Below are 6,264 nucleotides of genomic sequence, written 5' to 3' on the forward strand. Positions count from 1 at the left end.
GGTCCGGCGAGGCCGGAGCACGGGGCGCACGACAGTGTGCGAAGGGGGTCGGCAGCCCGCCGGGCGCGCCCCCGGCTATGCGCGAGGGCGTTGCCCAAACGTTTTGGCAACGTGCCGGACGGTACTGCCTAAACGTTTTGGCAGTCAAACGGTAAGCTCGACGCCATGTCAGATGTCACAGAGCCGACGGGGCTCGGCGAGCCCGGGAACGCGGGTGCCGGCTCCCGCGCGCCGGGCGCGCCCAAGGGGGGCGGGCTGCGCGAGGTCGCCCGCCGGGCCGGTGTCTCCGTCACCACTGCCTCGCACGCGCTCAACGGGGTCGGCCGGGTCGGGGCCGAGACCCGTGAGCGGGTCCTCGCCGTCGCCGCAGAGATCGGCTATCGCGCCAATCCCAACGCGCGCGGGCTGCGCGGCGCCCGTACCGGGCTGCTCGGTCTGACCCACCGCACGGCCGTCGAGGGCGGCATCACCGACATCGAGTACTTCGTCAAGATCGTGAACGCGGCGACGTGGACGGCGATGGCGCACGACTACTCCCTCGTGCTCGTCCCGCCCTCCCTGGACGGGCGCCCCTTCGATTCGCTGCCGCTGGACGGCACCATCGTCATCGACCCGCTCACCGACGATCCGCTGCTCGGCCGCCTCTCCGGCATGGGGGTCCCCGTCGTCACCACCGGGCGTGACCTGTCCCGCAAGGACGCCTTCCCCTGGGTCGACAACGAGCTGTCCACCTGCGCCGTCGCAGCCCTCGACCATCTCGCCGCCACCGGCGCCCGCCGCATCGGGCTGCTGACCGGATCGACCGGCCAGTCCTACGACGAGGACGCGGCCGAGGCCTACCGCGACTGGTGCGGGCGCACCGGGCGCCCCTTGCTCATGGACCGGGCCGAGTCCGGGACCGACTCCACCGCCGCCGCGCACCGTCTGCTCGCCCGTCCGGACCGGCCCGACGCGCTGTACGTCGTGATGGAGAAGTTCGGCTTCGCCACGCTCGCCGTCTGCCGCGAACTCGGCCTGGGCGTTCCCGGCGACGTGCAGATCGTGGTGGGCGCGGACGGGGAGTTCGCACGCAGCGCGCGCCCCGAGCTCACGGCGCTCGACCTGGCCCCGGAGGAGATCGGCAGACAGGCGGCCGAGCTGTTGATCGACGTGATACGGCGGCCGCCGCCTGCCGGAGCCCGGCCGGAACACCGGCTCGTCCCGGCCAGGCTGCTGCCGCGCGCCTCCACCCGTCCGGTGCGCGCGGAGCGATGAGGCCCCGGGCGGCGAGAGCGGTGCCGAGGACACCCGGTGCGGCGGCAGGGCCCGGGGTCGGGACGGTCATGGCGCCGGCGGATCCCCGGCCCCGCCCCGGCGGCACTCCCGCACGGCCGGCGGCTCCCGTCGGGCGTCCGGGCATCCGCCGGACGTTGTCTCCGAGGTGCCGCAGGGGCGGACGCAGGGAGGACTCAGGGGCCCGGCCCCGGCGCGCATCGCCTGTCCGGTCGCCCGCGGCTCACTCGCGCGGGGACGGCTCGGCGACGCCCCCGCCCAGGAGGTCGCGCAGCAGGCGCGTGGCGGGCAGGGCGGAGTGGAGGTACACGTACTCGCTCCGGAGCTCGACGACCGCGAGCAGGGTGCGCAGCGTGTCCACCGCCTCCTCCACCTGTCCCACGTGGTGCTGGGCCTGGGCGAGCAGGCCCAGGTGGAGGGGCTGGCGGATGCGTGTGCCGCTCAGGCGCAGTTCCGCGAGCGCGTCCCTCATCTCGGCGATCCCCTCACCCCGCCCGGAGTGCGCCAGCGCCCACCCCAGCGGCAGGCGGAGCATCATCTTCCAGTAGTACAGACCGTGCTCGACGGCCAGTCCGATGCCCTCGGCACAGGAGGACCGTGCCGTCTCGGCATCGCCCTCCCAGGCGGCCACCACCGCATGGGTGTAGAGGGCGTGGATCCGGTCCCAGGGCCTGCTGTCGTACCGCGTCAGCCGCAGCAGGCCGCGGCGCTGCTCGGCCACCGTGTCCCGGTCGCCGGTCAGCCAGCGGGCCAGCACCTCGTAGCACCGGAAGTAGACGCGCGGGTCGGACTGGTACATCCGCTCCGGAAGCCGTCCCTCGCGGGAGTAGCGGTCGGCCAGCCCGACGCCGTGCTCCAGCTCCGCCAGCGCCTCGGACAGCCGGCCGCGGACGAACAGCACGGTCGCCTCGCCGTAGGCGGCACCGAGCCGGGCCGTCGGTTCGTCGGTCCGTTCCGCGATGTCCCGCAGCAGGAGCGCCAGTTGACGGGAATCGTCGTAGCGGCCGCGGACGAGGAGCGAGGCGCCGAGCATCGACAGGGCCGCGGGGTCGTCGGCGGTGCCCGCCTGCGCGGCGCGGCCCCGGTTGAACTCCGCCTCGGCCTCCGTGTCCCCGAACCCGCGTACGTGCGCCAGTAGTTGGCCGAGCTCCAGGTGCAGTCGGTGTTCCAGCTCGCGGGCCGAGGCGTCGTCCGGGAGCAGGCGGACGGTCCGCATCGCACGGCGCAGCCATGTCTCGCGGTCGTCCGATGCCAGACGCGGCTCCGCGTTCGCGGCGGCGCGCAGCAGCCAGGGCAGGACGCGCTGCGCGGGCATGGCGTTCCTGGCGTGCCAGGCATGGTGGGCGACGCGGTCGGCCTCCTCGGGGGCGCTCTCCGCATCCAGCCGCGAGGACAGGGCCTCGGCGTACCGGGCGTGCAATCGTTCGCGTGCCTCATCGGTCAGTTCGGCGGTGAGCACCTCCTGGGCCTGGGGGCAGCCGAGGCGTAATCGTCCGGGGCGGTTCGGGTCCGGGGCCAGCAGGCCGTACCGGATCGCCGATTCCACGAGCGCGATGGCCGAATTTCCGTCGGAGGCACGGCACAACGCGTCCACCTCGATGTCGGGGGCGACGACCGCGCACAGGCGGAGCAGCCGCAGGAACGGCTCCGGCAGCATGGCGAATTCCTGGCGCAGGACCTTGCGCGCGTACGCCGGGACGAGGCCGAGGAGTTCGTCCGTGGCACCGGAATCGCGCAGGTCCCCCGCGCCGCCGAGGTAGGAGAGCGTCTGGAGGACGAAGTACGCGCTGCCCGTGCCCTGGCGGTGCAACGCGTCCACCAGCCGCTCGTCGACACCCGGTCCGGCCTGGGCGTGGACCAGCGCGGCGACATCGGACCGGGCCAGTCCGGTGAGCCGGAGAATCTCCGTACGAGGGCCCTTGAGCACCTCGGTCATCAACCGGAACCGGGAGGCATCCGGCCACGCCTCCAGGTCCCAGCCGGTCAGGACGATGCTGAGGCACTGTCCCTGACGGCGGGTGGCGAGCAGCCGCAGAACCTCCAGGGAAGCGGTGTCCGCCCAGTGCACGTCCTCCAGCAGCAGTACCAGCGGACGACGCGCGGCCAGGGCGAACAGGATCTCGCAGACGGCGTCGTGCACCCGGAACGGGTCCCGGGAACCCTCCGGTTCGCAGCCCTGCCCACCGCTCGTCCCGGCCTCGCGCCAGCCGGGCAGCAGGGGGGTGAGCAACGTCCCGAAGGGGGCCGCGGCTTCCTGGAAGGCGTCGGGCCGGGAGGTCGACAGCAGGCGCAGCACCTGTGTCCAGAGCCAGTACGGCGGGACGCCCTCCCCGGAGAAGGAACTGCCCCGCACCGTCTCGATGTCGCTGTCCCCGTCCCGGATCCGCTGGGCCAGTTCCATCACGAGATGGGTCTTGCCGAGCCCCGAGGATCCGAACACGCAGGAGAGATGGCCGCGGCCGTCGGCGGCACCGGCCGTCGCCACGACCAGGCGCCGCAGCTCCCGGTCCCGGCCCGTCATCGGTGGCGTCGTACCGGGCTTGCGCGGGGACGGTTCGTAGGGGATGGGCCGGACCCGGGGGGTGCGGCTCCGGGCCGCCGGCCCGGCGGCACAGGAACGGGCCGTGGTCGCCACCGTCCGGGGCGCCGCCCCGGACGCCGGCGGGGCCCCGACAGAGACCCCCGCGCTCCCGGACGCGGCCCACCGGCCCGGCGCCCCGGCCGGCTCCTCGTCATCGAGTTCCTGCCGCAGGAGTGCCACGTGCAGCCGCTGGAGCTCGGCGGTCGTGTCCACGCCGTACTCCTCCACCAGATGGCCTCGCGTCCACTCGTACACCTTCAGTGCCTCCGCCTGGCGGCCCGTCCGGAACAGGGCGGTCATCAGATGCCCCACCAGACGCTCCCGCGTCGGATGCTGGCGCGCCTCGCGCTCCAGTTCGGCCACCACCTCGGCGGGCCTCCCCAGCGCGAGCGCGGCCTCGGCGGACGCCTCCAGGGTGGTGAGGCGGACCTGCTCAAGCCGGGTGCTCTCGTCGGCGAGCGGCTGGTGGGAGGCGAACTCCGCGTACGGGGCGCCGCGCCACAGGGAGAGGGCCCGAGTGAGCCGGTCACGGGCGGCGAGCGGGTCACGCGTCAGCAACTGCCGCCCGGAAATCGCGAGTTGCTCGAAGAGCTGGGCGTCGACCTGATGCGGTGGCAGCTGGAGCACGTAACCCGGGGCCTGGTAGCGCAGCACCGAGGCCCCACCGGGACCGCCCGGCGGGGCCAACGACCGGCGCAGATGGGAGACATGGCTCTGCAGCGTGGCCACCGCCCGCAGCGGAGGATCGTCCCGCCAGAGCCCCTCGATCAGGGCGGACGTGGGGACGACCCGGCCCAGTCTGATCAGCAGCAGGGCCAGCAGCGCCCGGCGGCGCGGCGGTCCGAGCGGCACCTCGTGTCCCGCGTACCGCGCCGACATCGGCCCCAGGACCTGGAGCACCGGCCCGTCGGGGGCGGGCGGGCACGGGGGCGTCGCTGTGATCCCTATCCGACGTGCAGACATACTCGGCCCCATTCGTTCTCACGCTTGAGACGCGCCCGGTGAATTGATCCTAGAACAGCGGATGTTGCTTCCAGCGAATCGCGCCCGGCGAATGGCCGGTAAGCGATCAGACGACCGTTCCCCGGATATGTCCGGGGGACCGGCAAGTGATCCGCAAGCGAATGGCAAGGGAGACGGCGGGCGCGGGGGACCGGCAACAGAATTCCGGCCAGCGCGCGGCAAGGGGTGTGGCGCAGCATGGGCACGGCGCCGCCGGTGGCGCGGGCCATCCGGCGCGGACCAGGGAGGCACAACGGTGTTGGCGGTTCTCTTCCCGGGGCAGGGCTCGCAGTTCCGGGGCATGGGCGCGGACGTCTTCGGCCGCTATCCCGGCCTCACGCGGTACGCCTGCGACCTCCTCGACTACGACCTCGTCGCGCTCTGCCGCGACAATCCGGACGACATGCTCTCCCGCACGGAGTGCACACAGCCCGCGCTCTACACCGTCAACGCGCTGCACGCGTTCGAGCGCGAGCGGCGCGAGGAGCCGCCCGCCGACTGCTACCTCGGACACAGCCTCGGGGAGTACAACGCGCTCCTGGCCGCCGGGGTCTTCGACTTCGAGACGGGGCTGAGACTCGTCAAGCGGCGCGGCGAACTCATGGCCGCGGCCACCGGCGGCGGGATGACGGCCGTCATGGACGTCCCGCCCGCGCGCCTGCTCGACGCCCTGGCCGAGGACGGCGTCGAGGGAATCGACCTGGCCGCCTTCAACACCGACGCCCAGGTCGTCATCGCCGGCAGCGACCAGGCGCTGCGCGCGGCTCACGCCGCACTGAAGCAGCGGGGCATCCGCCACGCCCCGCTGCGGGTCGGCGCGGCCTTCCACTCCCGGCACATGGAACCCGCTCGCGCCGAATTCGAGAAGTTTCTCGGGGAGTTCACGTTCGCGGAACCCCGGACCGCCGTGATCTCCAATGCGAGCGCGCGCCCCCATGAACGCGACACGATCCCCTCCATGCTCAGCAGACAGCTCGTCGAGCCGGTCCGGTGGGCCGACAGCGTCCGTCATCTCCTCTCCCTGGGGACGGGGCTGGAGTGCGAGGAGATGGGCGGCCGTTCCCTCACCCGCATGGTGCGGAGCCTGATGAAGTCCGATACCCACAGCCAACCAGTCGAAAGCGCGGTGTGAGAGATGGACCGAGCGGGGCACATAAAGAAACTCGTCGAGGACCAGTTCCTCGTGGAGTTCGACGACGAGCTGACGGCCGCGAGCGATCTCTTCAAGGCCGGGGTGATGGATTCCTTCGGGTACGTCCAGCTCCTGAGCGCTCTCGAAAAGGACTTCTCGCTCGACATGACGGACGAGGATTTCATCGCGAACGTCTTCACCTCGCTCGAAGCCATCGACGCCTTCGTGGCCAAGAAGATCGCCGAGCGCGACGACCACTGAAGCAAGGAGACCCCGC

Annotated in this window: 4 protein-coding genes; 3 read left to right on the top strand and 1 reads right to left on the bottom strand. The window is 72.7% G+C overall.

The window, feature by feature from the left end:
- Positions 1-165: 165 nt before the first annotated feature.
- Positions 166-1,254 (top strand): LacI family DNA-binding transcriptional regulator, encoded by a 1,089-nt coding sequence (locus tag ACFYXM_RS29680; protein ID WP_389293941.1) that lies wholly within the window; start codon positions 166-168, stop codon positions 1,252-1,254.
- 241 nt (positions 1,255-1,495) lie between these two features.
- Here the strand turns inward: ACFYXM_RS29680 and ACFYXM_RS29685 are convergent, their stop codons facing one another.
- The gene (locus tag ACFYXM_RS29685) at positions 1,496-4,816 is read right to left on the bottom strand and encodes a BTAD domain-containing putative transcriptional regulator (RefSeq protein ID WP_389293942.1); all 3,321 of its coding nucleotides are present in this window, start codon (positions 4,814-4,816) and stop codon (positions 1,496-1,498) included.
- A gap of 295 nt (positions 4,817-5,111) precedes the next feature.
- Here ACFYXM_RS29685 and ACFYXM_RS29690 point away from each other — a divergent pair, with 295 nt between their 5' ends.
- Positions 5,112-5,987 (top strand): ACP S-malonyltransferase, encoded by an 876-nt coding sequence (locus tag ACFYXM_RS29690; protein WP_389293944.1) that lies wholly within the window; start codon positions 5,112-5,114, stop codon positions 5,985-5,987.
- A gap of 3 nt (positions 5,988-5,990) precedes the next feature.
- Positions 5,991-6,248 carry a phosphopantetheine-binding protein gene (locus ACFYXM_RS29695; protein ID WP_351518206.1) on the top strand — a complete coding sequence of 86 codons (258 nt, stop codon included), beginning with the start codon at positions 5,991-5,993 and terminating at the stop codon, positions 6,246-6,248.
- Positions 6,249-6,264: the final 16 nt, after the last annotated feature.

The organism is Streptomyces sp. NPDC002476, assembly GCF_042889785.1.
Taxonomy (GTDB): Bacteria; Actinomycetota; Actinomycetes; order Streptomycetales; family Streptomycetaceae; genus Streptomyces.